This is a genomic window from Pseudomonas sp. NPDC087615 (assembly GCF_044743445.1).
Taxonomy (GTDB): domain Bacteria; phylum Pseudomonadota; class Gammaproteobacteria; order Pseudomonadales; family Pseudomonadaceae; genus Aquipseudomonas; species Aquipseudomonas baetica_A.
The window spans coordinates 3,540-27,987 of record NZ_JBIUWM010000015.1 but is presented as its reverse complement, the minus strand read 5'-3'; the positions used below and the strand labels follow the sequence as shown (position 1 = coordinate 27,987).

At 57.9% G+C, this 24,448-nt stretch carries 26 protein-coding genes and 1 pseudogene; 12 read left to right on the top strand and 15 right to left on the bottom strand.

The window, feature by feature from the left end; translation table 11 throughout:
- Positions 1-12 precede the first annotated feature (12 nt).
- On the top strand, positions 13-798 hold the full coding sequence (locus ACIOU6_RS09850; RefSeq protein ID WP_221730351.1) for an SDR family oxidoreductase: 786 nt from the start codon (positions 13-15) through the stop codon (positions 796-798).
- 112 nt (positions 799-910) lie between these two features.
- Here the strand turns inward: ACIOU6_RS09850 and ACIOU6_RS09845 are convergent, their stop codons facing one another.
- The 8 genes and pseudogenes from ACIOU6_RS09845 to ACIOU6_RS09810 form a co-directional block, all read right to left on the bottom strand.
- Positions 911-2,182 (bottom strand): OmpP1/FadL family transporter, encoded by a 1,272-nt coding sequence (locus ACIOU6_RS09845; protein ID WP_401135742.1) that lies wholly within the window; start codon positions 2,180-2,182, stop codon positions 911-913.
- A gap of 199 nt (positions 2,183-2,381) precedes the next feature.
- Positions 2,382-3,008, bottom strand: a complete 627-nt coding sequence (locus ACIOU6_RS09840) for a TetR/AcrR family transcriptional regulator (RefSeq protein WP_221730353.1) — start codon at positions 3,006-3,008, stop codon at positions 2,382-2,384.
- A gap of 155 nt (positions 3,009-3,163) precedes the next feature.
- Entirely contained in the window at positions 3,164-3,697 is a 534-nt protein-coding gene (locus ACIOU6_RS09835) for a cysteine hydrolase family protein (protein WP_401135740.1), read from the bottom strand.
- 67 nt (positions 3,698-3,764) lie between these two features.
- Positions 3,765-5,492 (bottom strand): gamma-glutamyltransferase, encoded by a 1,728-nt coding sequence (gene ggt, locus ACIOU6_RS09830; RefSeq protein WP_401135737.1) that lies wholly within the window; start codon positions 5,490-5,492, stop codon positions 3,765-3,767.
- 242 nt (positions 5,493-5,734) lie between these two features.
- Entirely contained in the window at positions 5,735-6,325 is a 591-nt protein-coding gene (locus ACIOU6_RS09825; RefSeq protein ID WP_221730356.1) for an NUDIX domain-containing protein, read from the bottom strand.
- 114 nt (positions 6,326-6,439) lie between these two features.
- Positions 6,440-7,441 (bottom strand): annotated as a pseudogene (locus ACIOU6_RS09820) (chitinase); the annotation flags it as partial.
- A gap of 43 nt (positions 7,442-7,484) precedes the next feature.
- Complete coding sequence (locus tag ACIOU6_RS09815) at positions 7,485-8,120, bottom strand: lytic polysaccharide monooxygenase auxiliary activity family 9 protein (protein ID WP_401135734.1); 636 nt, start codon at positions 8,118-8,120, stop codon at positions 7,485-7,487.
- A gap of 222 nt (positions 8,121-8,342) precedes the next feature.
- Complete coding sequence (locus ACIOU6_RS09810) at positions 8,343-8,780, bottom strand: hemerythrin domain-containing protein (RefSeq protein WP_339434095.1); 438 nt, start codon at positions 8,778-8,780, stop codon at positions 8,343-8,345.
- A 150-nt stretch (positions 8,781-8,930) separates the two neighbouring features.
- On the opposite strand from ACIOU6_RS09810, the gene ACIOU6_RS09805 reads away from it, so the two are divergent.
- Entirely contained in the window at positions 8,931-9,356 is a 426-nt protein-coding gene (locus ACIOU6_RS09805; RefSeq protein WP_221730360.1) for an N-acetyltransferase, read from the top strand.
- Between the two features lie 100 nt (positions 9,357-9,456).
- Here the strand turns inward: ACIOU6_RS09805 and ACIOU6_RS09800 are convergent, their stop codons facing one another.
- Positions 9,457-9,807, bottom strand: a complete 351-nt coding sequence (locus ACIOU6_RS09800) for a hypothetical protein (RefSeq protein ID WP_221730361.1) — start codon at positions 9,805-9,807, stop codon at positions 9,457-9,459.
- Between the two features lie 135 nt (positions 9,808-9,942).
- Between ACIOU6_RS09800 and ACIOU6_RS09795 the strand changes: the two genes are divergently transcribed.
- The 8 genes from ACIOU6_RS09795 to ACIOU6_RS09760 all read left to right on the top strand — a co-directional run bounded on the left by ACIOU6_RS09795 (position 9,943) and on the right by ACIOU6_RS09760 (position 14,581).
- Positions 9,943-10,272, top strand: coding sequence for a DUF6388 family protein (locus ACIOU6_RS09795; RefSeq protein WP_221730362.1), 330 nt, complete (start codon positions 9,943-9,945; stop codon positions 10,270-10,272).
- 25 nt (positions 10,273-10,297) lie between these two features.
- Positions 10,298-11,002 (top strand): YoaK family protein, encoded by a 705-nt coding sequence (locus ACIOU6_RS09790; RefSeq protein ID WP_221730363.1) that lies wholly within the window; start codon positions 10,298-10,300, stop codon positions 11,000-11,002.
- Between the two features lie 112 nt (positions 11,003-11,114).
- Entirely contained in the window at positions 11,115-11,507 is a 393-nt protein-coding gene (gene tusD, locus ACIOU6_RS09785) for a sulfurtransferase complex subunit TusD (RefSeq protein ID WP_221730364.1), read from the top strand.
- Position 11,508: 1 nt separating this feature from the next.
- Positions 11,509-11,865 (top strand): sulfurtransferase complex subunit TusC, encoded by a 357-nt coding sequence (gene tusC / locus ACIOU6_RS09780; protein WP_221730365.1) that lies wholly within the window; start codon positions 11,509-11,511, stop codon positions 11,863-11,865.
- The gene (gene tusB, locus ACIOU6_RS09775; RefSeq protein WP_221730366.1) at positions 11,865-12,158 is read left to right on the top strand and encodes a sulfurtransferase complex subunit TusB; all 294 of its coding nucleotides are present in this window, start codon (positions 11,865-11,867) and stop codon (positions 12,156-12,158) included. Before tusC ends, tusB begins: the two co-directional genes overlap by 1 nt.
- Positions 12,155-12,490, top strand: a complete 336-nt coding sequence (locus ACIOU6_RS09770) for a TusE/DsrC/DsvC family sulfur relay protein (RefSeq protein ID WP_339495205.1) — start codon at positions 12,155-12,157, stop codon at positions 12,488-12,490. The genes tusB and ACIOU6_RS09770 overlap by 4 nt, the downstream gene beginning before the upstream one ends.
- Positions 12,487-13,488, top strand: a complete 1,002-nt coding sequence (locus ACIOU6_RS09765; RefSeq protein ID WP_401135727.1) for a glycosyl transferase family protein — start codon at positions 12,487-12,489, stop codon at positions 13,486-13,488. Before ACIOU6_RS09770 ends, ACIOU6_RS09765 begins: the two co-directional genes overlap by 4 nt.
- A gap of 91 nt (positions 13,489-13,579) precedes the next feature.
- Positions 13,580-14,581 (top strand): glutathione S-transferase family protein, encoded by a 1,002-nt coding sequence (locus ACIOU6_RS09760; protein ID WP_401135724.1) that lies wholly within the window; start codon positions 13,580-13,582, stop codon positions 14,579-14,581.
- A 116-nt stretch (positions 14,582-14,697) separates the two neighbouring features.
- Here ACIOU6_RS09760 and cysG read toward each other — a convergent pair whose 3' ends face one another.
- The 6 genes from cysG to ACIOU6_RS09730 form a co-directional block, all read right to left on the bottom strand.
- Positions 14,698-16,092, bottom strand: a complete 1,395-nt coding sequence (gene cysG, locus ACIOU6_RS09755) for a siroheme synthase CysG (RefSeq protein WP_221730370.1) — start codon at positions 16,090-16,092, stop codon at positions 14,698-14,700.
- On the bottom strand, positions 16,093-17,373 hold the full coding sequence (serS, locus tag ACIOU6_RS09750) for a serine--tRNA ligase (protein ID WP_221730371.1): 1,281 nt from the start codon (positions 17,371-17,373) through the stop codon (positions 16,093-16,095).
- Positions 17,374-17,388: 15 nt separating this feature from the next.
- Entirely contained in the window at positions 17,389-17,763 is a 375-nt protein-coding gene (gene crcB / locus ACIOU6_RS09745; protein ID WP_401135722.1) for a fluoride efflux transporter CrcB, read from the bottom strand.
- Entirely contained in the window at positions 17,763-19,085 is a 1,323-nt protein-coding gene (locus ACIOU6_RS09740; RefSeq protein ID WP_401135720.1) for a replication-associated recombination protein A, read from the bottom strand. The genes crcB and ACIOU6_RS09740 overlap by 1 nt, the downstream gene beginning before the upstream one ends.
- A 152-nt stretch (positions 19,086-19,237) precedes the next feature.
- On the bottom strand, positions 19,238-19,858 hold the full coding sequence (lolA, locus tag ACIOU6_RS09735; protein WP_401135717.1) for an outer membrane lipoprotein chaperone LolA: 621 nt from the start codon (positions 19,856-19,858) through the stop codon (positions 19,238-19,240).
- 79 nt (positions 19,859-19,937) lie between these two features.
- The gene (locus tag ACIOU6_RS09730) at positions 19,938-22,346 is read right to left on the bottom strand and encodes a DNA translocase FtsK (protein WP_221730375.1); all 2,409 of its coding nucleotides are present in this window, start codon (positions 22,344-22,346) and stop codon (positions 19,938-19,940) included.
- A 500-nt stretch (positions 22,347-22,846) separates the two neighbouring features.
- On the opposite strand from ACIOU6_RS09730, the gene aat reads away from it, so the two are divergent.
- On the top strand, positions 22,847-23,527 hold the full coding sequence (gene aat / locus ACIOU6_RS09725) for a leucyl/phenylalanyl-tRNA--protein transferase (protein ID WP_221730376.1): 681 nt from the start codon (positions 22,847-22,849) through the stop codon (positions 23,525-23,527).
- Between the two features lie 57 nt (positions 23,528-23,584).
- A complete protein-coding gene (locus tag ACIOU6_RS09720) occupies positions 23,585-24,292 on the top strand; it encodes an arginyltransferase (protein WP_339434079.1) in 708 nt (235 codons plus the stop codon).
- Positions 24,293-24,448 lie beyond the last annotated feature (156 nt).

Sequence of the window (24,448 nt, the reverse complement as noted above, 5' to 3'; positions counted from 1 at the left end):
GGTGTTTACAACATGACAGAAAGAGAAAATTCCTGGGTGCTTATTACTGGCGCCTCAAGCGGATTCGGCAAAGAATTTGCCAGACAGTACGCCGCCAAAGGAAGATCGCTGATTCTGGTGGCGCGCAGACTCAACGAACTTGAAGCACTCGCGGATGAATTGCGCAGCCACTTCGCCATTGAGGTGATCGTAAAACAAGCAGACCTTTCATCCATTAATGTGATTATTGATCTGCATCGGTATCTGCATGATCGCAATATTGTTGTCGACGTACTGATAAACAACGCGGGCTATGGCTTGCAGGGTGCATTCCTGGACGAACCACTGGAAAGCTCCTTGGCCATGATCGACCTGGATGTCGCCAGCCTGACCGCGATGACGCGTCTGTTTGCAGAAGACATGCGAGCCAGGCGTAAAGGCCATATCCTGATGGTTGCCAGCCTGCTGTCCTACCAGGGTGTTAAACATTTTGCCGTTTACTCAGCCGCCAAAGCTTACGTCCTCAGGTTCTCTGATGCCCTGCATCGTGAACTCAAACGCGACGGCGTGGTGGTAACGGCTCTTTGCCCAGGAATGTCAGATACTGGATTTGCAGAAAGCGCCAGACAGAAAATCACGCCGATATTAAAAAGAGTAATGATGCAGCCCGAACCTGTCGTACAGGCAGGAATCCGGGCGCTGCAAGCCGGACGCATGAGCGTGGTACCCGGCTTTGGCAACAAGGCTATCTCTGTCTTGACGTGGGCCACGCCACGTCGCTTTCATCAGAGCCTCATGGCGCAAGTCATGGGTGTTTGAAGGCCCCAAAAAAAACTTTGGCTGGGAGAGTAAAGGCCGAAAACATGTACTTGAGAGTCGGGAGACAACACATGCTCCCGCCCCTGATACCTGTGGCGCCGCCAGCGCTCAGCTAGAAACGGTAACTAATCGAAGTACCGAGCCCACTGGCACTGTTCTTGTATTTGGCACTGTATGAACCTCTGGTTGCCGAGGCCTCGCTGATCTGTACGCTCTCCTCCCAAAGATAGGAATAAGCAACATCGACCGTGACATTTTCCGCTGGAGTCCAGCCAGCACCGAAGCTGATGACCTTTCGGTCGCCGGTAGGAATGCGGGGACCCCGATTGGTATTGTTGGTGGGGGACTGATCCACCGAAAACCCTGCACGGAGTACCCATTGGTTATTCAACTGATACGCCGCACCGATCGCGTGAGCCCACGTATCATGCCAGTTCTGCTCTTCGGAAATAGTACCCAACTGGCCGCTCAGTAATGGCGGCAAGCCGCTGTTCTCAATCGTCAGATCTTTAAATCGGCTCCAGCGCGTCCAGGTACTTCCAACATAGAGCGTCCAGTCGTTATTGAACTGATGGGTCACCGAAAAATCCACCGACTCCGGGGTGTCCACGTCCATTGATGCGTCATAGCTACGACCGCTGACGCCAAGCAAGCTGAAGATGCCATCGCTGACTTTGGTTTTGGCATCCAGGTGGTAACTGACCTTGGAATGGTAGGTCAGCCCCAAGCGGGTTTGATCTGTCGCCTGTACCAAAATACCCGCATTGAAACCTAGCGCAGTATCGTCGCCCGCACTTTTTAGTTTTCCGTCATTGCGGCCAGGGCTTAGCGGATTAGGAACCATGCCCGATATCTCACCGCTGATACGATTGATGGTCGGACCGAATCCGATCGAAACTCTGTCGTTGAAGGCATAACTGACTGTGGGCTGAAAAGTCAGTGTCGTAACTTCGCTCTTGTTCGCGTAATAGCGTCCGGCAAAACCACTGCCGTAATCGGTGATCAGGCCAAAAGGCACGTAAAACCCGACACCGAACGCCCAATGATCATCGATAGGCTTGACGTAATATCCCATCGGTACCGTGGTTGTCGGCACCATGTCGCCGTCTTCCTTCCCCCCAAACGTACTACGAGTCTGTTTAATGTCGGACTTCGCGAACAGCGTTGCCGCACCCACGCTGACCTGTTCAGTTTTCAGTCGCGACATCCCCGCTGGATTGCCGAAAACGGTGCTGGCATCTTCCGCAGAGGAGGAGCGACCAGCAAAACCGGACCCCATGCCACTAACGCTTTGCTCATTGAGCGCAAAGCCACCGGCAGATACATCAGCGCAAGCCAAAGCGACAGCAAGGCCAAGGGGGATCTTGAGCATTATTTTTTTCATTGTTTGGACTCTATGGGTATCACTGAAATAGAACGTTGAGCACTACAGAAACCCATACTATCCAAGTGACCATTTCAGTCAATAGTCACAAACAATGAAAATCACATGCTTCTCCTGACGCAGGGGGGTCGAAAAACAGAAATCGATGAGCAATAGACCGTCTTGATTCCAATGCCTAAACATCTGGATCAAGGCATGGTCAAGGCATGAGGCTACGCAAGATGAGGTTAGAAGTCAGCGTAGGCGCCACTTCAATAAAATCCAGATTGTGCTGCAGTAACAATGGATTGACGAAGGGCCGTAGCGCGAGATGGATCGCTTCGACGGTCTCGTCCAGCGGGGTCTTGCGCTCGAACTCCCCGGCCTCCCGACCTTCACGCACAATGTCAAAGATAAAGCGCTTGATATGTGCATCATAAACTTGCGAACTGGGCCAGCGCTCCGATGCGGCAAATGCCGCGATGTCATAGAGTTTTCGATCGTTGAAAAACAGGTTCACACCCGTAGCAATCACGGTTTTTACCAGCCTGCGCAAACGTTCAGTCGGAGAAATGTCCTCTGCGTTAACAGCCTGTTCGACTGCTGCAACGATTTGCCCCAGACAATTGGAGCAAATGGCTTCACCGATCGCCTGCTTGGAATCAAAAAACTTATAGATGTAGGCTTTGGAAAAACCTATCGCCTTCGCCAGGTCGGAAACCGTGGTTTTACCGTAACCATACTGGCTAAAATGCTCGTTGGCCGCCTCGACAATCTGGTCTCGAATGTCGTGATCGGCTGGGCCGCGAGTGCTCGGCGAGGATGAAGATCTTGATGGTTGATTCATGAGAGAAGCTTACTCACCCTGCCGAGGACTGACAACTTGTGACTTTTTAAATATTTGGTCACAACCACCCTTGTCTCAGGTTTTATCAGACTGATTGCAGCGCCGCTGCACAAAAGCGGAACGCGTTCAACTCAGGACTGGCTTGGTCAATGTAGCTAGAAACAGACTTCGGTCGCAGGTTTGACGTCGACCCGCGCCACGGAACCGGTCAGGTGCGCGAGGTCTTTGTTGTGTTCGGCAATGATGTCTTCAGCCTTCATGTTGCCGTTATCAAGGGTGGAATGAGCGTCAGAGGCCAGCACCACGTCGTAGCCCAACTGATGGGCCTGGCGCACGGTGGCATTGACGCAGTAGTCGGTCTGCAGGCCGCAGATCACCAGGCTTTCAAAGTCTTCGATCGGCAGCAGCTTGCTCAGATCGGTCTGATAGAAAGAGTCCGGTGTGGTTTTGCGTACTCGCAGATCGTTCGCTGAGGTCTCAAGTCCTTCGGCGAGTTGCCAGCCTTCGGCGCCATGGGCCAGGGGGCTGTCGTTTTCCTCATGCTGAATGAACACCACCGGAACCCCTGACTGACGCGCGCGGGCGCTGAGGTCGTTGATGGTGTCGATCACGCGGAGGATGTCGTAGCACTGGTATTGGCCCGAGCACAGGGCACGCTGGACGTCGATGATCAGTAATGCGGTTGTCATGATGAGCCTTCCTTGATCAATCCTTGAGGCGGGGACGGACGTGAGCCCGCCCCCTTTTTTACGCCTTTCAGTAACCCAGCGACAACCCGGTATTGCGACGTGGGTCGTTGGCGCCATAGAAACGGTTTTTCCCTACTGGCTTGCCACCCAGCGATGGCGCACCCACCAGAATCGCGGCAATGTGGTTGGCATCCTGCGGCCCGGCAAACTTGTGGCCCCAGCTCTCGAGGATTTTCTTCGTGTCCGGGCTGGCGGCGAAGTCTTCGAGGTTGGTTTCTTCCGGCATCCACTGTTGATGGAAACGCGGCGCATCAACCGCTTCCTGCAAGCCCATGCCGTAGTCGATGACGTTGAGCATGGTCAGCAAGGTGGCCGTGATGATGCGGCTGCCACCCGGCGTGCCGACCACCATGACCACTTTGCCGTCCTTGGTGACGATGGTCGGGCTCATCGACGACAGCGGTGCCTTGCCCGGCGCAATGGAATTGGCTTCGCCCTGCACCAGACCGTACATATTCGGCACGCCGACCTTGGAAGTGAAATCGTCCATTTCGTCATTGAGGATCACCCCGGTCTTGCTCGCCATCACGCCCGCGCCAAACCAGTCATTGAGGGTGTAAGTGACCGACACCGCATTGCCCCACTTGTCGACGATCGAATAGTGCGTGGTGTTGCTACCTTCATGGGGCGCGACGCCGGGTTTCAACTCAGCCGATACGCCCGCCTTCTGCGGCTGGATCGCACTGCGCAGTTGGGTCGCATAGTTTTTGTCCAATAGGTGCTCGATCGGATTTTTGACGAAATCCGGATCACCGAGGTAACTGTTGCGATCCACGTAAGCGTGGCGCATCGCTTCGATCTGGTAGTGCATGCCCTGGGCCGAATGGAAGCCCAGTTCCTTCATCGGATAGCCCTCGAGAATGTTCATGATCTCGCAGATCACCACACCGCCGGAGCTCGGTGGTGGCGCCGAAACCACGTGATAGCCACGGTAGTCGCACTCAATGGGCGCCAGCTCGCGAGTCGTGTATTTATCGAGGTCGGCTTGGGTGATGATGCCTTTGTTGGCCTGACTGGACGTGACGATGGCGTCGGCTACCCAGCCTTTATAGAAACCCTCGGCGCCTTTTTCGGAAATGGTGCGCAGGGTTTTGCCGAGGTCTTTCTGCACCAGTTTTTGCCCGACCTGCATCGGCTCGCCGTTGCTGAGGAAAATCGAGCCGGAATCACGCATGTCCTTTTTGAACACGTCGGTGGCGTATTCGAGCAGCTCGACGTCACCCTGCTCCAGTTCGAATCCGTCCTCGGCCAATTTAATCGCCGGGGCGATCATCTCCGTGCGTGGTTTTGTCCCGTACTTGCTCAGCGCCAATTCCATACCGGACACAGTGCCGGGCACGCCGACCGCCAGGTGCCCACGGGTACTCAGGTCGGGGATGACGTTACCTTCCTTGTCGAGGTACATGTTGGCGGTCGCGGCCAGTGGGGCTTTTTCGCGGAAGTCGAGAAAGGTCTTGCGCCCGTCCGCCAGTTGAATGGTCATGAAGCCGCCACCACCAAGATTGCCCGCAGCGGGATAAACCACCGCCAGCGCATAACCCACCGCCACCGCCGCATCCACCGCGTTACCGCCACTTTTCAATACATCGACGCCCACATGAGTGGCCAGGTGTTGCGCGGTCACCACCATGCCGTTTTCGGCGGCAACCGGCGCCACCGACGCGGCGTGAGCCATCAGGCAACTGAGTGCCAGTGAGGTCGCAATCAGCGATTTGGTCAAAGGTTCGTACTTCATGAGTCGATCTCTTTTTTGTTTTAGGGGCTGTGCAAAACAGAGGGGAACGCTTCAAACGCAACAAGCAGTATGGCCGGGTTTGCGCATTGCGCCTGCCCGTTCAAACGGTAGGCTGGGCGCTGTTGATACCCGCACTAGGGCGCAGCGCTGGCGAAAAACTCGGAGCCGCTTCGCAGCCCAGCGGAGCAAGTTCCCTCGCCTCTATGGGTTTGCTCCGATGCTACAGCCGGTTCGCTCTGGATTCAGGCAGCGAACAGGTTTTTCATCGCCGCATACTGCAACAGCATGATGGTCTTGGCATCGCAGATCTCGCCGCGATAAAACGCTGCCAGCGCATCATCAAAAGACCACTCCAGCACGTCCAGTTCTTCAGTCTCTTCTTCCAGGCCCCCACCTTCGCTGACCTTCGATGCCGCATCATATTCGGCAATAAAGAAGTGCAGTTTCTCTGTCACAGAGCCAGGGCTCATGTACGCCTCGAAGACCTTCTTCACTTCACTGACGCGATAGCCGGTTTCTTCTTCAGCCTCGGCACGAATCCGTTGTTCAGGGGCCTCACCTTCAAGTAACCCCGCCGCCACTTCGATCAGCAAACCGTCATGGCCGTTGACAAACACCGGCAAGCGGAACTGACGGGTCAATACCACCGAACGCTTCTCTCGATTGAACAGCAGAATCGCTGCGCCATTACCCCGGTCATAGACCTCGCGAGTCTGGCGCTGCCACTCCCCGTTATTTCGGTGATAGTCGAAGGTGATTTTCTTCAATAGATACCAGTCGTGGGACAACACCTGAGTGTCGATGATATTGACCCGCTCGGCTGTGGTAGACATGGCGCCTGATCCCTTTTTCATCGGTAAGCAGCCATGGTCGAACAATCTCTGCAACAAAAAAAGCCCGGCAGCGCTACCGGGCTCACTCAGTTGCAACTAACTCGCGAGGGTACCGTGAATCAGCGGCCCATAACGCCGGCTGAACTCCCAGTTGTAAGGCACGCGGTCCTTGCTCACACCGTTGTCCCAGTTAACCGACCAAGTCATCAGGCCCTTGATCGGATGCCCCTTGATGGCCAGCCGTTTGAGCACATTGCCCACCACGGTTTTGTCGATCACATAACCGGTGGCCGCCGCATCGACGTTGGCCGGCAGACCGATGACGAATTTGTCCGCCGCGATCTTCGTGAATCCCCGAGTCCCCGTCACCAGACTTTCGGTCAGGTAATAAAGGAAGTCCTCTTTGAGCGCGTCGTTGTTCTGCGCGATCCACGCACCGGCGCCGTTGTTGGCCTCAGGCACCCAGACCCCGTCGCCACCCTGGTTGTAGAACTGCGGGGCGATGAAGTCGTAGTAGCCTTCCAGCGCTTGCAGGTAGCCGACGTATTTGCCGGTGCTGGTGAGATACGGGAACTCCGGGGCCATGCTGATGATGAAGTGCTTGCCTTGGCCGGCGTAGTGATCCTTGACCAGTTTCAGCGCAGCCGGCAGAACCGTCTTGTTGGCAGCGAAATCAATCGCGCTCTGTTCAAGATCGATGTCCAGCCCATCAAAACCGTAGGTTTCCACCAGACGGATGATTTCATTGGCAAGCGGTTGCTCCTGACCGCTGCGCAACTCGATGTGCGCATCGGCGCCACCCAGGGAAATCAGGACGGCCCGCCCCTGACTGTTGAGCACGCCAACCTGACGGCGGAACTCGGCATCGGAAACGTTGAATGGCTTGAAGGTCGGGATACCGTTGCCTCTCATGAAGGCCACTGCGACCACGTTGTATTCCTTGGGTACATCCTCCAGCGTGATGCTGGCGAATCGGCCCTGACGATAACCGTCGCTCGGCCCCGCCGGCCAGTTGTGCCAGAAGCCCATGAGGATCTTTTTACCGGCAATGCTCGGCATCAGCGCAGCAGCATCGCTCGCCGCGTTTTGCACCAGAGAAAAATCAATTTTTGACATGTTCTAATCCTTCAGAACGTGTGGGTTTGGCGACGTTGCGCCGTTATTTGAAGTCGACGTCGAAGGCCTGATAGAAAGCGTTGCCGGTGTTGGCGACGATCCACATCAGTACGATGACGTGATGCCCCTTCTTGTTCGTCGGAAGCTTTACCTCGTGGTTAACCTTGGCCTTCATATCGGCCGAATGGCTGTAATACGGCACCTGAGTGTAGAAGTCTTCGAAGAACGGTTGTGCTTCCAGTTGTGCCCGGGTGATGCGTTGTTTCGAGTCCCAGCCATCCTTGGTGATCAGCCAGCGATAACCACGCGTGGTGTGCGGCGCGGTGTATGTCCAATTGACTTCCAGGGTCTGACCCGGCGTGACATTGAGCAGTGGCCAAGCGAACGGACGACCGAGCTTTTTGCTCATTTCGTCGTTGGTGAAGTTCACGCAGTCGCGGGGATCGGTCTTGCCGCCACTGAGAATGTAGCCGTCAGCGGGTGGCGCGACACTGTCAGAGTCGGTTTCGTAGGGCGCCGGAAACGGCCCGGCAGCCAGTGCCGGGAAGTTCTTGCCACCTTCCATTTCATTGACCTGCCAGGCACCGAGCAATCCTTGCTCGATAGCGACCGCACCACGGCTCGCCGGGGAGGTGACGCGACCGTGTCGCAGTTGGGTTTGTGTTAGGGGTTGATTCATGTTTTTCACTCCGTTGATTTAAGAACTCTCCTTTCCGAGGAGAGGCCTCCAAGCTAACGGAGACGGATTTTTTGTCCATCGGCGGTTTTGTCGCAGTCCGACCGGGCATCATCGGTAAAGCGGCCAGAATACTGGATATAAACACAGTTAATTGTGGCGATTCGTACTCGACACATAGCCAAAGGCGTACGCGTCGAGGTTACAAAATCGTGCATCGGCGACTCAAGGCAGTTGAGCCTGGAACTCCTTTTCGTACTGCCCGGCGAGCTGCTCTTTCTGTTTCTCGTCGAGCAACTTTCCGGCCATCTGGAAGAACTTCTGCTCCTCTTCCTCAAGGTGGTGGTGGACCTTGTCCGAGAGCTTTTTCGCCGTCGCCAGCCATGCCGGACTGGACATCTCGGTCTCGTCCAGCTCTTCCATCATTTCGTCCATTTCATGGTGCTCGGAAATGGCATGGCGGCTGAGATCGACACCGTTGTCGAACTCCATCAGCGGGATGTAGAAGTGGCGCTCTTCAGCCGTTTCATGAGCTTGCAGTTCGGCTTTGAGCTGTTTGTAGGCCTCGACCCGCTCGGGGCTGTCGCCACTGGTCTTGACCAAGGCTTTGGCGTAGCTGCGCTGGCGGTCGTGGCTCTCGCGAAGGGCTTCGAAAATGTTCATGGGGTGTCCTCATCAACCGCGTGCTGGAATGACGCTGTAAAAGGCTAGACCCCGGCGCGGGAGCAGTGGTTCCTGCGGTTTTAAACTGACGCTTGGAACACGACCACCAGGCAGGATAGTCTGGCGCCTTACTCCACAAGGAAGTCATGCATGAACTTGCGCATCGAGTTGTCAGAGAACCCAAACGAAGAACAACGCAACGCCATTCTGGCGCCGCTGCGTGCCCACAACGTCGCCAAAGCAGGTCCCTCGACACTGGAGCCCATTGCACTATTGGTCCGTGACGAGCACGACGCGATCCTTGGCGGCCTGTATGGCCACACGTTCTATCGGTGGATGTTCATTGAACTGTTGGCGGTGCCGGAAGAGGGGCGCGGTCAGGGCATCGGCTCAAAATTGATGCAGATGGCCGAAGAGCTTGCGCGCAAGAAAGACTGCGTGGGGATCTGGCTCGACACCTTCTCGTTTCAGGCGCCTGATTTTTACAAGAAAGTGGGCTATAGCGAGTGTGGCGAGATTGCGGATTATCCGCTGGGGCACAAGCGACACTTTTTCCAGAAGCGACTTGTAGATTGAATTCAGTAGCGCCTTTGTAAGCAAGCCGCCCCCACATTGGATTGCATTCAAATGTGGGGGCGGGCTTGCTCGCGAAGACGGCAGACGCTTCAACGCACGATCAGAGACAAGTCGCCAACGCCGCCAACCGCCGCTTGGCGACAAAATCATCCTTCTGCGCGTAATAATTCAGCGTCGTGCCCGATGGCCCCGTGAGCACATCGACAAACGACTCAGCCGAACGGGTATAAACCGTCGTGCCACCCTGCTGGCGCGATTCCAGATACGCGGCGGCATCAACGCCGAAAACCGCTTCATCCTGCCAGCCGAATTGCACACACTGAGCCACTACTTTCTCCGCCTTGTCCGAAGTCAAAACCTTGTAAGGGGTTTTGGTGCGAGCATCGTTCATCGCGGGGCCCGCGCAACCGGCCAGCAGCGTCGCCGCCAGCGCTACCATCAGAATTCGCATTGCGTTCGCTCATTCAGAAAAAAGCGGACTGTATCATCGCAGCAGCAGAAATCGTTCTGCTTTACTGCATTTATAGCGCGACATGCGCTGTCAGCTACGGCAACCTAAGGTCATCAGCCTCACAAAGGAAAACACATGGCGCCTACCGACCAGCGACATGAACATGCCCTGAAACTATTTCTCGACGCGCGACCTGATTTGCGCGAAACCCTCGACCACCTCAATCCATTGCTGGCCCAGGCCAAAGGCGAAACCCAAGCGCAGTTTCGCGAAGAACGTCTGCACGAAGCCTATGAAGAGGAGGCAGAAAGCCTTGGCTTGTTCGCTTGGGAACTGACCTTGAAACTGACCGCCGATTCGCCTGAGGAGTATCAGGCGCAGCGTCTGGAAGTGCATCGTGAAGTCGCGGAGATGGCCGGCATGGAATGGCTGGAATACTGCGATCTGTATGGCATAGAACCCTAACCGCCGCTCAAGGACACTTTCGCCGATGCTGCCATCCGCCTCGACTCACCGCGCCAGCCCCGGCCATCTGCACAAGCAAAAATGGCGCGGGCGTGTGGGCCTGGCGCTGGTTGCCAGCCTGTCGGTACTGGCCGGAATGACTGACGCCATCGGCTTCATGGCCAGCGGCGACTTCGTTTCGTTCATGAGCGGCAACACCACCCGACTGGCGGTGGCGATCAGTGATGGCGATATCGGGCTGACCGTGCGCCTGGTGATTCTTGTCGTGACGTTCATTGTCGGTAATGCCTTGGGCGTGCTCGTCGCGCGTCTCGGCGGACGCCGGGCGCTGCCGCTGCTGCTCTGCATCGCCACCCTGCTCTGCGCGTCGGCGGCCTGGCCGTTTGATACGCAACTGCCAGCGCTGCTCGCAGCGATCATTGCGATGGGCATGCTCAACGCGTCCGTCGAAGAAGTGAATGGGCTACCGGTAGGGCTCACCTATGTCACTGGCGCATTATCGCGGTTTGGACGTGGCCTGGGCCGATGGTTGCTCGGAGAGCGGCGCAGTGGCTGGCGCGTGCAGCTCGTGCCGTGGAGCGGGATGTTTGTCGGTGCAATTCTGGGCGCGGTGCTGGAACATCATCTAGGACTCAAGGCGATGTTCGTCAGCGGTGTGCTGGCCGCGATGATCGGGCTGCTCTCTCTGAAAATTCCCAGGCGCTGGCAATTGGGTTACATGCCGCGCTGACGACTCAGCATTTTTTTGCCTGACCCTACGCAATCGCCAGCAGACAACTTCGATTTAGCCGCCTCGCCGATAAAGCTTTATCATGGCCGCAGTTTTGCTGATCGAGTCCGTCATGAAGTTCGCCATCGCGTTGTTTTCCGCCGCCCATGCGCCCTCCTCGCGCCGTGCCCTGCTGTTTGCGCAGGCCGCTCTGGCCGGAGGGCATGAGATTGTCCGGCTGTTTTTCTATCAGGACGGCGTCCACAACGCCTGCGACGCGGTGGTCACCCCGCAGGACGAACTGGATGTGCCCAAGCAGTGGCGCGCTTTCATCAGCGAGCAACAACTGGACGGCGTGGTGTGCATCGCCGCGGCCCTGCGCCGTGGGGTGCTGAACGCCGAAGAAGCCAAGCGCTACCAACGCGGCGCCGTCTCCGTCAGTGCGCCGTGGGAATTGTCCGGCCTCGGCCAGTTGCATGACGCGGTGCAAGACGCTGACCGCCTGATCTGTTTCGGAGGCGCGTGAGATGGCCAAATCCTTGTTGATCATCAGCCGCCAATCACCGTGGTCCGGCCCCGGCGCCCGCGAAACGCTGGATATCGTGCTGGCGGGCGGTGCTTTCGATTTGCCGATAGGCCTGCTGTTTCTCGATGACGGAGTGCTGCAATTGGCCGCTGGACAAAACGCCAAGGCGCTGCAACAGAAAGACCTGAGCGCCAATCTGCAAGCGCTGCCGATGTTTGGCGTAGAAGAGTTGTTCTACTGCGCCGACAGCGCCAGCACGCGTGGCCTCGCCGATCTATCGCTGGACGAAGCACAACCGCTCGCTGCCGAGCAAATCACCGCCCTTATTGACCGTTACGACCAGGTGATCACCCTCTGATGTCGACTTTGCATGTGTTGTCTCACTCCCCATTCGGCGACGATCGCCTGACCAGTTGCCTGCGCTTGATCGGCAGCGCCGATGCATTGCTGTTGTCGGGTGACGCGGTGTACGCACTACAACCGAACACCGCGCCGTTCGCTGCACTGCAAAACCGTCAAATCAAGCTTTTCGTCTTGGCCGAAGACGCGCAGGCCCGCGCTGTGCAGGTTCCAGACTGGGCTCAAGCGATCGATTATCCGGCGTTCGTCGAACTGTCGATCCAGCACGACAAGGTCAACAGTTGGCTATGAATTCCATGACCCTCGGCGACCGCGCCATCGACCTGGACAAGGACGGCTTTCTGGTTGATCTGAACGATTGGTCCCACGATGTCGCCGCCGCCCTCGCCGCCGCCGAAGGTATCGAGTTGACGCCAGAACACTGGGAAGTCCTCGAACTGCTGCGCAGCTTCTATGCCGAATTCCAGCTGTCGCCGGCCACTCGGCCGCTGATCAAATACACCGCGTTAAAACTCGGACCGGACAAAGGCAACAGCCTGCACCTGAACCGATTGTTCAAAGGCACCCCCGCCAAACTCGCCGCGAAACTGGCGGGCCTGCCCAAACCGACGAATTGCTTATGACCGACTTTCCAGCGCTCACCCTCGAAACACCCGCCGAACATCCGTTCGCTCAATTTGTGCGAATTCTTGGCAAGGGTAAGCGCGGCGCCCGCGATCTGACCCGTGAGGAAGCCCGAGAAGCCATGGGCATGGTGCTCGACGGCAAGGTCGAAGACACCCAGCTCGGCGCGTTTCTGATGTTGCTGCGGCACAAGGAAGAAAGCGCCGAAGAAATGGCCGGTTTCACCGAGGCCCTGCGCGAACGATTGCAGGCACCCGCGCTGAATGTCGATCTGGACTGGCCGACCTACGCCGGCAAGAAACGCCACCTGCCGTGGTATCTGCTGGCGGCCAAGTGCCTGGCGCATAACGGCATACGCATCTTCATGCACGGCGGCGGCGCGCACACCGCCGGACGCCTGTACAGCGAGCAATTGCTGGGCGAACTGAATATCCCGCTGTGCCGCAACTGGCAACAGGTCGGCACAGCACTGGACAACGGCGGGCTGGCGTTCATGCCGCTGGTGGACTGGGCGGCGCCACTGCAAAAGATGATCGACCTGCGCAACACGCTGGGTCTGCGTTCACCGATCCACTCGCTGGCGCGGATTCTCAATCCGCTGAGCGCACGCTGTGGGCTGCAAAGCATTTTCCACCCGGGCTACCAGGCCGTGCATCGCGACGCCAGTGGTTTGCTCGGTGACACAGCGATTGTGGTCAAGGGTGATGGCGGCGAAATCGAGATCAACCCGGATGCCACCAGTCACCTGTACGGCACGACTGGCGGCGAGAGCTGGGACGAGGAATGGCCACAAATGTCGGCGCAACGCCACGTCAAACCAGCCTCGCTGGACGTCGATCATTTGAAAACCGTGTGGCGCGGCGATGTCGTCGACAGCTATCCGCAGATGGCGTTGATCTCGACCATGGCACTCGCCCTACGCGGTCTGGGCCAGAGCCGTGAGCAGGCATTCGAAACCGCCGAGCAATACTGGACCGCGCGGGATAAATCGATTTAACCGATCATTTGCGCCTGATCTTTGCGCTTTTTGTTCGAACTCATGGGAATAGACTCGACGCCAACGATTATTGGTTTCAGGAGTCTTGAACATGGGTTTATTAGTGGATGGCCGTTGGCAGGACAAGTGGTACGAAAGCAGCAAGGATGGCGCGTTCCAGCGCGAACAGGCGCAACGCCGCCACTGGGTCACCCCTGACGGCAAGCCCGGCCCTAGCGGTGAAGGTGGTTTTGCCGCCGAAACCGGGCGCTATCACCTCTACGTTTCCCTCGCCTGTCCATGGGCGCACCGCACGCTGATTCTGCGCAAACTCAAAGGTCTGGAAAGTCTGATCGACGTCTCGGTAGTCAGTTGGTTGATGCTGGAGAACGGCTGGACCTTCGACACGTCGCTAGGCTCTACCGGTGACAAGCTCGATCACTTCGATTTCATGCACCAGCGCTACACCGCTGACACCGCCGACTACACCGGTCGCGTCACGGTGCCGGTGTTGTGGGACAAGAAACTCAAGCGCATCGTCAGTAACGAGTCAGCGGAAATCATCCGCATGTTCAACAGCGCCTTCGATGGTTTGACCGCCAACGATCTGGACTTCTACCCAGCGCCACTGCGCGGTGAGATCGATGCGCTCAATGAACGAATCTATCCCGCCGTGAACAACGGCGTATATCGCGCCGGGTTTGCCACGTCGCAACAGGCTTATGAAGAAGCGTTCGATGAGGTGTTTGCAGAACTGGATCATCTGGAGCGTGTGCTCGGTGCCAATCGCTATCTATCCGGCGAGTACCTGACGGAAGCAGACATCCGCTTGTTCACCACGATGATTCGCTTTGATGCGGTCTATCACGGGCACTTCAAGTGCAACCTGCGACGGATTGCCGACTACCCGAACCTGTCGAACTGGCTACGTGAGCTGTATCAGTGGCCAGGGATAGCCGAGACGGTGGATTTTCAGCACATCAAAAATCACTACTACGGCAGTCACAAGACCATCAATCCGACGGGGGTTGTGCCGAAGGGGCCAGAGCAGGACTTTACCGTGGCCCATGATCGGGCGCGGTTGAATGGGGAAGGGGTGTGGCAGAGGGGTTAGTTGATTCGGTGTTTTTGAGGGCCTCTTCGCGAGCAAGCTCGCTCCCACAGTAGATCTGTGTCGTTCACAAATCCAATGTGGGAGCGAGCTTGCTCGCGAATGAGATGACGCGGTCTTCAGACCTGCGCCTGAGCCCCTTCAAACCACGCCAGTTTCTCGCGCAGTTGCACCACTTCACCGACGATCACCAGTGTCGGCGCATGCACTTCATGCTCCGCCACCATTCGCGGCAAGTCAGCCAGCGTGCCGGTAAAGACGCGCTGGTTGACCGTGGTGCCCTGCTGAATCAGCGCTGCCGGGGTGTCCGCCGAGCGACCGTGCTTGATCAACTGCTCGCAAATCACCGGCAACCCCACCAGGCCCATGTAGAACACCAACGTCTGCGCAGGGGCGACAAGGTCGACCCATGGCAGATCGGTGGAACCGTCCTTCAAGTGCCCGGTGACAAAGCGCACTGACTGCGCGTAATCACGATGGGTCAGTGGAATCCCGGCGTACGCCGCGCAACCGCTGGCTGCAGTGATGCCTGGTACGACCTGGAATGGAATGCCGTGCGCGGCCAGTTCCTCGATCTCTTCGCCGCCACGGCCGAAGATGAATGGATCACCGCCCTTCAATCGCACGACTCGCTTGCCGGCCTTGGCCAGATCGACCAATTGCTGGTTGATCTGATCCTGCGGCACGGCGTGGTCGGCGCGACGCTTGCCGACGTAAACACGCTCGGCATCGCGGCGGCACAGATCAAGAATGGCCGGTGCAACCAAACGGTCATACAGCACGACGTCAGCCTGTTGCATCAGACGCAGCGCACGGAAGGTCAGCAGATCGGGATCACCGGGCCCTGCTCCCACCAGATACACCTCACCCGTGGTGATCTGCGCTTCGCCATCGATTTTCGCTTGCAGCAGACGCTCGGCCTCAGCGCCCTGCCCGGCCAGTTGTCGGTCTGCAATCGGCCCCTGAAACACGTCTTCCCAGAACCCACGACGCTGCTGCACATCCGGAAACAGGCTTTTCACCTGATTACGGAAACGCGCGGCGAGACCGGCCAGTTGTCCGTAGGTCGATGGAATCCAGGTTTCGATCTTGGCGCGGATCAACCGGGCCAGCACCGGCGCATCACCGCCGCTGGAGATCGCAACGATCAGCGGCGAGCGATCAACGATCGCCGGGAAGATCACGCTGCACAAGGCCGGGGCGTCGACCACGTTGACCGGCACGCAACGCCGATGGGCATCAGTGGAGACTTGAGCGTTAAGCGCTTCGTCGTCAGTGGCGGCGATGATCAGCACGCAACCGTCCAGATCCGCTTCAGCGTAACCGCGCACCAGGCATTCGCCACCGCTGGCCACGACCAGCTCACGCAGTTGTGTTTCGATTTCAGGTGCAACCACCCGCAGCAGCGCACCGGCATCGGCCAGCAGACGGGATTTGCGCAAGGCAATTTCCCCCCCACCGACGACCAACACAGGACTGCCGCGCAGGTTGTGAAACAGCGGCAGATATTTCATTTAGCCGATGACCTCAAGGCCACCCATGTAAGGCTTCAGCACGTCCGGCACGCGGATCGAACCGTCGGCCTGCTGGTAGTTTTCCAGCACGGCAACCAGCGTGCGGCCAACAGCCAGACCGGAACCGTTGAGGGTGTGTACCAGTTCAGGCTTGCCGGTTTCCGGATTGCGGAACCGCGCTTGCATACGACGGGCCTGGAAATCGCCGCAGTTGGAGCACGACGAGATTTCGCGGTATTTGTCCTGGCTCGGAATCCACACTTCCAGGTCGTAAGTCTTGACCGCGCTGAAGCCCATGTCGCCGGTGCACAGTGCCAGCGTGCGGTAAGGCAGGCCGAGCAGTTGCAGGACTTTCTCGGCGTTGGCGGTCAGGCCTTCCAGCGCTTGCATCGAGGTCGACGGCTCAACGATCTGGACCATTTCAACCTTGTCGAACTGGTGCTGACGGATCATGCCGCGGGTGTCACGGCCCGACGCACCCGCCTCGCTACGGAAACACGGGGTATGGGCGACGAACTTGATTGGCAACAGTTTCGAATCAACGATTTCGCCGGCAACGATGTTGGTCAGCGACACTTCCGCCGTCGGGATCAGGTACAGATCGGCTTCGCCTTCGCGAGCAATCTTGAACAGGTCTTCTTCGAACTTCGGCAATTGACCAGTACCTTGCAGCGCCGGAGCCTGAACCAGATAAGGCGTGTAAGCCTCTTCATAGCCGTGCTCGTTGACGTGCAGGTTGATCATGAACTGCGCCAATGCGCGGTGCAGACGGGCAATCGGGCCACGCAGCAGGGCAAAACGTGCGCCGGACAGTTTGGCGGCGGTTTCAAAGTCCAGCCAGCCGAACTTCTCGCCCAAGGCAACGTGGTCTTGAACAGGGAAATCGAACGCGGTCGGAGTGCCCCAGCGGCGCACTTCGACGTTGTCATCTTCGTCTTTGCCGACCGGCACGGATTCGTGCGGCAGGTTCGGGATGCCGAGCAGGATCGAGTCCAGTTCGGTCTGAATCGCGTCCAGCTCAACTTTACCGGCGCTCAATTCGCCCGCCATGCGCTCGACGTCCGCCATCAGCGGTGCGATGTCTTCGCCACGCTGTTTGGCTTGACCGATGGATTTGGAACGCGCGTTACGCTCAGCCTGCAGTGCTTCGGTGCGGGTCTGGACGGTCTTGCGCTGTTCTTCCAGCGCTTCGATGCGCGCGGTATCCAGGGCAAAGCCACGGGAAGCCAGGCGGTCCGCTACGTCCTGAAGGTTGCTACGTAACAGTTTGGAATCGAGCATGTCGGTTTCTCGTTATCAAAGTTTGGTCAAAGACAGGCCAGCCCACGTCGCGAGCAGCCCGCCGAATACGCTGATAGCCGCATAGCCCAAGGCCAGCGGCACTTGCCCGCTTTCCAGCAGGCGCACCGTATCCAGTGAAAAGGATGAAAAAGTCGTCAGCCCACCCAGGAAGCCAACGATCAACCCGGCACGCAACTCAATCGGCACGTCCGGGCGGATCAAAAACAGGCCGTACAACACGCCAATCAGCAGACAGCCCACGATATTAACGGCCAGCGTCGCGGTATAGAAGTGCCGCGGCCAATTGGCATTGATCCAATTGCCGCTAGCAAAGCGCAACAACGTACCGGCGGCCCCGCCGATGGAGACCGCAACAATCAATGGAATCACTATTTTCTCCGCTGTCTTGGGCTTAAACGGTCGAGTTGGGCAAGGTGATTGAGCTTCTCGCCGATCTTCAATTCCAGGCCACGCGGCACCGGCTGATAGAACGGAATCGGCTCGAGTTCTTCCGGGAAATAGTCTTCGCCGGCCGCATAGGCGTCCGGCTCGTCATGGGCGTAACGGTATTCGTCGCCGTAGCCCAATTGTTTCATCAGTTTGGTCGGTGCGTTGCGCAGATGCAGCGGCACCTCCAGCGAGCCGTTTTCAGCAGCAGCGCGCAAAGCGGTTTTGAAGCCCATGTACACAGCGTTGCTTTTCGGTGCGCAGGCCAGATACGTAATGGCCTGGGCCACCGCCAACTCGCCTTCCGGACTGCCAAGGCGTTCCTGCACTTCCCACGCCGCCAGGCAAAGGCTGAGGGCACGCGGGTCGGCATTGCCGATGTCTTCACTAGCCATGCGCACCACGCGCCGGGCCAGGTACAGCGGGTCGCAACCGCCGTCGATCATCCGTGCAAACCAGTACAACGCGCCATCCGGATTGGAACCGCGCACTGATTTGTGCAGCGCGGATATCTGGTCATAGAACGCCTCACCGCCCTTGTCGAAACGACGACGGGTGTCACCTAGCAGACTTTGCAGGAGTTCGATGCCGATCTCGCTGTCGTCTTCGGCCAGATCCGAAGCGTTCTCCAGGAGATTGAGCAGCCGCCGCCCATCGCCATCGGCGGCGGACAACAGCATCTGGAAGCCTTCATCGCTCAACGTCAGGTTGCGCTTGCCCAAGCCGCGCTCTTCGGTGAGCGCACGGTGGACAAGCTTGCGCAGCGCCGCCTCGTCGAGGCTTTTCAGCACATAGACGCGGGCCCGCGACAACAGCGCGTTGTTCAGTTCAAACGAAGGGTTTTCGGTGGTAGCGCCAATGAAGATCAGCGTGCCGTCTTCAACGTAGGGCAGAAATGCATCCTGCTGGGACTTGTTGAAGCGGTGCACTTCATCGACGAACAAAATCGTGCGCTTGCCGTACTGGCCGGCCTGCTGCTTGGCGATTTCAACGGCCTGACGGATCTCTTTGACCCCGGCGAGGACCGCCGAGACCGTTTCGAAGTGCGCGTCGGAGACTTCGGCGAGCAATCGCGCCAGCGTGGTCTTGCCCACGCCCGGCGGCCCCCAGAAGATCATCGAATGCAGGGCACCCTGCTCCAGCGCCTCACGCAGAGGCTTGCCGCGAGCGAGCACGTGCTCCTGACCGACATACTCATCCAGATTGGTCGCACGTAAACGCGCGGCCAGCGGCTGGGCAATCGGTGCACTGCGAAACAGATCCATCACGTACCGTTGAAACCTCTAGTAGATCTTGAGACCGATGATTGCCCCTGTGGGAACGAGCCTGCTCGCGAAGGCAATTTGTCATTCAACATTGAAGGTGACTGATATACCGCTTTCGCGAGCAGGCTCGCTCCCACAAGGGGTTTGGGAGCTTATTCCTGGATGACGTCAGCCCCCTTCGGGATGTCGAACTTGAACTTGGACGCCGGCACCGCTTCGTTGGCCTTCACCCCGGTGAACAGGATGTTGGTGCGCTGACCAACGCTGTCGATCAGTTGCATGTCATTGAGCAGACCGTTGCGGAACGACAGGCGCAGATTATCGAACAGGGTGTCCTTGGTTTTCGGCTTGAGGGTGAAGTCGATCACGCCGCCCGCCTCTTTCGCCGAGATGTCGAAGCTCTGGCTGATTTTCGACACGTCACCCGACAGCAGCAGCGCTGGAGTCTGGGTCAGACGCTCGTCGAGCTTCTTGATGGTGGCCTGTTCCAGATCCGGGTCCCACAGGGTGACTTTCTTGCCGTCGGAGACCATGGTCTGCTCGGCCGGCGCATTGGTGTGCCAGTAGAACAGGCCCGGGCGCTGCAGGGTCATGTCGCCAGTGGTTTCCTGCAACTGAGTGCCGCTGCCATCGAGGGTCAGTTGCGAGAAGTTAGCGGTCAGGGTCTTGGAGGTTTCCAACAATTGGGTCAGACGAGCCACGTCCTTGTCATCGGCGTGGGCCGTGAGTGTGGTCAAAGCCAGTACTGGCAGCAGCATGCGGATAAGACGCATGGGAGTCCTCTTGAATACTCGTTGGGAGGGGACGGCGCATCATTGCGCCGTCCTTTTGTTAGTCATCAGGGGCGCTGAATCAGTCGCGTACCGGGCCCGGAGCCAGGACTTCACGCGACCCATTGGTGTTCATTGAGGTGACGACACCGGCCATTTCCATGGCTTCGATCATTCGTGCGGCGCGGTTGTAGCCGATTTTCAGCTTGCGCTGCACCGCGGAAATCGATGCGCGACGGCTTTCGAGGACGAACTGAACCGCTTCGTCATATAGCGCATCGGCTTCCGGATCATCGCCGTCGCCACCACCGCTGCTGCCCTCGAAGCCGCTGCCCGCCTCTTCGACACCGTTGAGGATGTCGTCGTTGTATTCCGGTGCGCCGCGCAGTTTCCACGCTTCAACCACGCGGTGTACTTCTTCGTCGGAAACGAACGCCCCGTGAACCCGGATCGGCAGGCTGGTGCCCGGCGGCATGTAGAGCATGTCACCGTGGCCGAGCAGTTGTTCGGCGCCGCCCTGGTCGATGATGGTCCGCGAGTCAATCTTGCTCGACACCTGGAACGCCATACGCGTCGGAATGTTGGCCTTGATCAGACCGGTGATCACGTCCACCGACGGCCGCTGGGTCGCGAGAATCAAGTGAATACCTGCCGCCCGTGCTTTCTGCGCGATCCGGGCAATCAACTCTTCAACCTTCTTGCCGACGATCATCATCATGTCGGCGAATTCATCGACGACCACGACGATGGTCGGCAGCTTGCTCAGCAGCGGCGCTTCGTCATGAATGCTTTCACGCTTGTACAGCGGATCGCTCAACGGTTCACCGGCGTCCTGCGCTTCCTTGACCTTGGCGTTGAAGCCGGACAGGTTACGCACGCCCATCTTCGCCATCAGCTTATAGCGACGCTCCATCTCCGCAACGCTCCAGCGCAGGGCATTGGCGGCGTCCTTCATGTCGGTGACCACCGGGCAGAGCAAATGCGGAATGCCTTCGTAGATCGACAGTTCAAGCATTTTCGGGTCGATCATGATCAGTTTGGCGTCTTCCGGGCCGGACTTGAACAGAATCGACAGAATCATCGCGTTCACACCCACCGACTTACCGGAACCGGTGGTACCGGCTACCAGTAAGTGCGGCATCTTCGCCAGATCGGTAATGACCGGTTTGCCGCCGATGTCGTGACCCAACGCCAACGTGACCGGTGATTTGAAGTTGTCGTACTCAGGCGTCGACAGCACTTCGGAGAAGCGCACGATCTGCCGGTCTTCGTTCGGGATCTCGATACCGACCGTGGTCTTGCCCGGAATCACTTCGACCACGCGCACACTGGTCACCGCCAGGGAACGCGCGAGGTCTTTCGCCAGGTTGGCGATGCGACTGACTTTGACGCCAGCGGCGGGCTGAATTTCGTAACGGGTAATCACCGGGCCCGGGTGAATCGAATCTACCGTGACCTCGACGCCGAACTCCTTGAGTTTGATCTCCAGCAAGTGGCCGACCGCAGCCAGGGATTCCGGCGAATAATTGAGTTGTTTCTTTTCCGCAGGGTCTAGGATCGAAATGGGTGGCAAGGTGCCTTCCACGGCGCTGTCGACGAACAACGGTGCCTGTTTCTCTTTCTGCACGCGCTTGCTTGGCTCCGGCGCCTTGACCGGCGCTGGCGCGATGACCGGCGGCACCTGCTTCTCGCGCTCGGACATGTGCTTGCTCAGGGCCTGCTCGCGTTCGATCAAGCGCTCTTTGACCTTGGCCTGCTCACGTTTGTCGGTGACGCTCGGGGCAACGACATCATGGACGCGGTCATCGACTTCACGCAGTTGCGCAACCAGTTGTTTGCGTTCGGTTCGCGCCGACCACCAGCGGTTGAGCGCGCCCTGGAACAGCTCGAACAGGTCGAGGGTGATCTTGCCGGTGATGTCCATCACCTTGAACCACGACAGGTCGGTGAAGACGGTCAGGCCGAACAGAAACAGCGCGATGAACAGCAGCGTACTGCCCTGGATATTCAGCGCATTCTTCGCCAGATCGCCGAGACTCTCGCCCAAGGCACCACCGGCACCGGCCGGCAGACCGGTCGCGGCGTGAAAGTGGATGTGTGCCAGCGCAGCGCCGGACAACACCAAAAACACCAGACCGATCAGCCGCCAGGAGAACAACCACCCGCTCCACTGCCACTGCTCGTGGCGCTGGCGGAAAATCTGATAGGCCTTGATCGCCAGCAGCAACGGGAAGATATAGGCGAAATAACCGAGCACCATGAACAGGATGTCGGCGCTGTAGGAGCCTGCTGGGCCGCCGAAATTCTGCACATCGTCGATCTTGCTGTTATGGCTCCAGCCCGGATCGTCCTTGCCGTAGGTCAGCAAGGCCATCATCAGGAACAGGCACAAAGCGCCGATGGCGATCAACGCACCTTCCTTGAGCCGGTAGTGCAATTGCTGACGCCAGAGCGGAACGACTGTTTTTGGTGCTGCGGTGGATTTCTTCAAAACGCTTCTATTCCTGCGCCCAAGGCGCGTCCATCTATTGAATGACGATAAAAAACTGCCGGATCCAGACAGGTAAAAAAGTTGACGGGCACAACTGAGACTACTTTTAACATTGCGCTGATGCTTTCATAAACACAGCCATAAGCATCGCACGCAGCGAATATTCTGTAACAGCCCGGCATTGTACGGGTTTGTGCGTCTGATGCCATGCTTCAAAGCCCAGGTTTGAGCATAGCCAAGCGTACAGAACCTGCGATTCAATTTGAGCACGCATTGTCTTTTGTGACAAAGGCTTATGAGGTGTATTTGATGAACATAGCGAAGCATCGCCACCCACAGCATGCCCGACCACGCCGCTCGCTTACGACCACATCAAGCTTGCCAAGTTGCAACACTGCAAACGTCAGGCAGGATCGGCACGACATTCGCGCCATTTAGCGGCACACTTTACCGCGGGCTAACAGCCCACACCGCCCTCCCCTTCTGCAAGCCTGGATGCCATGCTGACTTGGTTACAACGTAATACCCTGACTTTTCCGCCGCTGGAAAAGGCCATGCGCGACCCCAATGGACTGCTCGCCGCGGGCGGCGACTTGTCCGCCGATCGCCTGATTCAGGCTTATCGTCATGGCTGCTTCCCATGGTTTTCCGAGGGCCAGCCGATTCTCTGGTGGTCACCGGACCCTCGCACCGTGCTATTTCCCGACGAACTGCATGTCTCGCGCAGTCTCGGCAAATTACTGCGCCAAGCACGCTACCAGGTCACCTTCGACCAGGACTTTGAGGCGGTGATCCACGCCTGCGCCGCGCCACGGGACTACGCCGATGGCACCTGGATCACCGAAGCCATGCAGGAGGCCTACATTGAACTCCACCGGCGCGGCTTCGCTCATTCAGTGGAAGTCCGGGATCAGGGCGAACTGGTCGGTGGCCTGTATGGCTTGGCGATGGGACAGCTGTTTTTTGGTGAATCGATGTTCAGCCGCGCTGATAACGCCTCCAAATATGGCTTTGCCACCTTGGTACAGCACCTGAAGAACTCGGGGTTTGTGCTGATCGACTGCCAGATGCCGACCGATCATCTGCACAGCCTCGGCGCCCGGGCGATTCCCCGCCACGAATTCGCGGATTATCTGGCTCGGCATCTGGATCAGCCCAATCATGCGACCTGGGTTTGCTGAGCGACTTTTGCGCGCGTGGCTTACACTTAATTCACCAGCTTATCCCGAGGGTTGATCATGACCGAGTTGGCGCGTTTGAAGTTCTATGCCACTCAGCCTCACTCTTGCAGTTATCTGCCCGAGGAGCAGGCCACGACCCTGTTTCTCGACCCGAGCCAGCCCATGGATGTGCATGTTTACGCAGATCTGTCGGAAATGGGCTTTCGTCGCAGCGGCGATCATCTGTATCGCCCCCATTGCCAGAATTGCAATGCGTGCGTGCCTGCACGCATTCCGGTGGCGCTATTCACCCCCAATCGTCAGCAAAAGCGCATTTTCAAGCGCAACGCCGATTTGCAGGTTCATCCGGCCAAACCCAAATTCAGCGAAGAATATTTCGACCTGTACCAGCGCTACATCGAACAGCGTCACGCTGACGGCGACATGTATCCGCCGAGCCGCGATCAATTCTCCACGTTTTTGGTACGTGATCTGCCCTTCTCGCGCTTTTACGAATTTCGTCTCGACGGACGGTTGCTGGCGGTGGCAGTGACCGATTTGCTACCGAACGGCTTGTCAGCGGTGTACACCTTCTACGAGCCCGCCGAAGAGCGCCGCAGCCTGGGCCGCTTCGCCATCCTGTGGCAAATTGCCGAAAGCCAACGCATGGGGCTTGAGGCGGTTTACCTGGGTTACTGGATCAAGAACTGCAAAAAGATGAACTACAAGACCCAGTATCGCCCCATCGAACTGCTGATTAATCAGCGCTGGGTGATCCTGAACTAAACCCAAGCCCTAAACCCCTTGGCGTAAACGCCATTTTTCGGGCACAATGCACGCCGCTTTTGCCTGGCGCAGTTGCACCGGGCCATTCATTGGATACCGAGGGCTTTACTGCATGTCGAAAGAAGACAGCTTCGAAATGGAAGGCACTGTCGACGA

Excerpts from the sequence above, each read along its gene's own strand:
- ggt (WP_401135737.1), bottom strand. The coding sequence starts at position 5,492 with ATGAAGTACGAACCTTTGACCAAATCGCTGATTGCGACCTCACTGGCA.
- ACIOU6_RS09825 (WP_221730356.1), bottom strand. The coding sequence starts at position 6,325 with ATGTCTACCACAGCCGAGCGGGTCAATATCATCGACACTCAGGTGTTG.
- ACIOU6_RS09740 (WP_401135720.1), bottom strand. The coding sequence starts at position 19,085 with ATGGATCTGTTTCGCAGTGCACCGATTGCCCAGCCGCTGGCCGCGCGT.
- ACIOU6_RS09845 (WP_401135742.1), bottom strand. The coding sequence starts at position 2,182 with ATGAAAAAAATAATGCTCAAGATCCCCCTTGGCCTTGCTGTCGCTTTG.
- tusD (WP_221730364.1), top strand. The coding sequence starts at position 11,115 with ATGAAGTTCGCCATCGCGTTGTTTTCCGCCGCCCATGCGCCCTCCTCG.
- ACIOU6_RS09850 (WP_221730351.1), top strand. The coding sequence starts at position 13 with ATGACAGAAAGAGAAAATTCCTGGGTGCTTATTACTGGCGCCTCAAGC.
- ACIOU6_RS09770 (WP_339495205.1), top strand. The coding sequence starts at position 12,155 with ATGAATTCCATGACCCTCGGCGACCGCGCCATCGACCTGGACAAGGAC.
- ACIOU6_RS09790 (WP_221730363.1), top strand. The coding sequence starts at position 10,298 with ATGCTGCCATCCGCCTCGACTCACCGCGCCAGCCCCGGCCATCTGCAC.
- cysG (WP_221730370.1), bottom strand. The coding sequence starts at position 16,092 with ATGAAATATCTGCCGCTGTTTCACAACCTGCGCGGCAGTCCTGTGTTG.
- tusC (WP_221730365.1), top strand. The coding sequence starts at position 11,509 with ATGGCCAAATCCTTGTTGATCATCAGCCGCCAATCACCGTGGTCCGGC.
- ACIOU6_RS09720 (WP_339434079.1), top strand. The coding sequence starts at position 23,585 with ATGACCGAGTTGGCGCGTTTGAAGTTCTATGCCACTCAGCCTCACTCT.
- aat (WP_221730376.1), top strand. The coding sequence starts at position 22,847 with ATGCTGACTTGGTTACAACGTAATACCCTGACTTTTCCGCCGCTGGAA.
- ACIOU6_RS09840 (WP_221730353.1), bottom strand. The coding sequence starts at position 3,008 with ATGAATCAACCATCAAGATCTTCATCCTCGCCGAGCACTCGCGGCCCA.
- serS (WP_221730371.1), bottom strand. The coding sequence starts at position 17,373 with ATGCTCGATTCCAAACTGTTACGTAGCAACCTTCAGGACGTAGCGGAC.
- ACIOU6_RS09835 (WP_401135740.1), bottom strand. The coding sequence starts at position 3,697 with ATGACAACCGCATTACTGATCATCGACGTCCAGCGTGCCCTGTGCTCG.
- tusB (WP_221730366.1), top strand. The coding sequence starts at position 11,865 with ATGTCGACTTTGCATGTGTTGTCTCACTCCCCATTCGGCGACGATCGC.
- lolA (WP_401135717.1), bottom strand. The coding sequence starts at position 19,858 with ATGCGTCTTATCCGCATGCTGCTGCCAGTACTGGCTTTGACCACACTC.
- ACIOU6_RS09760 (WP_401135724.1), top strand. The coding sequence starts at position 13,580 with ATGGGTTTATTAGTGGATGGCCGTTGGCAGGACAAGTGGTACGAAAGC.
- ACIOU6_RS09800 (WP_221730361.1), bottom strand. The coding sequence starts at position 9,807 with ATGCGAATTCTGATGGTAGCGCTGGCGGCGACGCTGCTGGCCGGTTGC.
- ACIOU6_RS09765 (WP_401135727.1), top strand. The coding sequence starts at position 12,487 with ATGACCGACTTTCCAGCGCTCACCCTCGAAACACCCGCCGAACATCCG.
- ACIOU6_RS09795 (WP_221730362.1), top strand. The coding sequence starts at position 9,943 with ATGGCGCCTACCGACCAGCGACATGAACATGCCCTGAAACTATTTCTC.
- ACIOU6_RS09815 (WP_401135734.1), bottom strand. The coding sequence starts at position 8,120 with ATGAATCAACCCCTAACACAAACCCAACTGCGACACGGTCGCGTCACC.
- ACIOU6_RS09810 (WP_339434095.1), bottom strand. The coding sequence starts at position 8,780 with ATGAACATTTTCGAAGCCCTTCGCGAGAGCCACGACCGCCAGCGCAGC.
- ACIOU6_RS09805 (WP_221730360.1), top strand. The coding sequence starts at position 8,931 with ATGAACTTGCGCATCGAGTTGTCAGAGAACCCAAACGAAGAACAACGC.